This is a genomic window from Microcoleus sp. B5-D4, assembly GCF_036705145.1.
Taxonomy (GTDB): Bacteria; Cyanobacteriota; Cyanobacteriia; order Cyanobacteriales; family Microcoleaceae; genus Microcoleus.
In genome coordinates, this window is record NZ_JAUBTV010000011.1 from 1 (window position 1) to 1,596 (window position 1,596).

The 1,596-nt window shown below is 49.8% G+C and carries 1 protein-coding gene; it reads left to right on the forward strand.

Annotated elements, in window-relative coordinates; genetic code table 11:
- A partial coding sequence (locus QUB10_RS07585) for an Ig-like domain-containing protein (RefSeq protein ID WP_333200946.1) occupies nucleotides 1-1,596 on the forward strand: 1,596 nt, incomplete at both ends.

The window sequence follows — 1,596 nt, forward strand, 5'->3', positions numbered from 1 at the left end:
ACTGACGTGACTGTTGCTAACGGCACTGTTAGCGGATTTACAGGTAGCGGTACAACCTATGATTTCACAGTTACACCAACAGCCACTGGCAATGTCACCGTAGATATTCCAGCAGCTACAGCCACAGATACAACAGGTAATAACAATACCGCAGCCACCCAACTTGTTCGCACTGCTGATATTACCGCACCAACAGTTGCCTTAACATCAACTTCAACACCAACAGTAACTGGTTTATTTAGCGTCACGGCTACCTTTAATGAAGATGTCAACGGCTTTGATAATACTGATATCACCGTCGCCAATGCGACTGTCGATAACTTTGTTAAAGTTGATGCCAAAACTTACACCTTTGATGTCACTCCCGCTGCTAGTGGTAATGTCACAGTTGATGTACTTACTGCCAAAGCAACGGATACTGCGGGTAATAATAATACCGCAGCAACTCAACTGACTCGCACTGCTAATGTCACCACACCTGACATCACCCCACCAACAGTTGCCTTAACATCAACTTCAACACCAACAGTAACTGGTTTATTTAGCGTCACAGCCACCTTTAATGAAGATGTCACCGGCTTTGATAATACTGATATCACCGTAGCCAATGCGACTGTCGGTAACTTTGTTAAAGTTGACGGAAAAACTTATACCTTTGAGGTCACTCCCGCTGCTAGTGGTAATGTCACAGTTGATGTCCCTGCTGCCAAAGCAACGGATACTGCGGGTAATAACAATACCGCAGCAACTCAACTGATTCGCACTGCTAATGTCACCACACCTATTGTTGATGTCACCCCACCTACTGCTAACTTAGCTGCAATTTCTAACATTACTACAGCGGGCGGTACAAGTCAGACATTGACAGTTACTTTCAGTGATAGCAATGGAGTTGATGTTAGCAGTTTAGATAATTCTGATGTTGTTGTAAATGGATCAGGGGGTGCTATTCCTGCTACCTTTATCAGTGTCGATACTAATAGTAATGGTACGCCTCGGACAGCGACATATTCGTTGACGCCGCCTGGGGGAACTTGGGATAATGCTGATAATGGTACTTACACAGTTAATTTGCAAGCATCGCAGGTGAAGGATGCTAGCGGTAATTTTGCTGCTGCTAGCAGTTTGGGTACTTTTAGTATTGATGTTGCGACACCCGCACCTGCACCAACACCTGCCCCTGCCCCTGCGGAAACACCTGCACCAGCGCCCGCACCTGCTCCCGCACCCGCACCTGCTCCCGCACCCGCACCTGCCCCCGCGCCATCGGGAACACCGACACCATCGGTAACACCCGCGCCATCGGAAACACCATCGGGAACACCGACTCCAACGCCATCGGAAACACCAACACCATCGGGAACACCGACTCCAACGCCATCGGAAACACCATCGGGAACACCGACTCCAACGCCATCGGAAACACCAACACCATCGGGAACACCGACTCCAACGCCATCGGAAACACCATCGGGAACACCCACGCCATCGGGAACACCAACGGGAACACCGACACCATCGGGAACACCGACACCATCGGGAACACCGACACCATCGGGAACACCGACACCATCGGGAACACCGACACCATCGGGA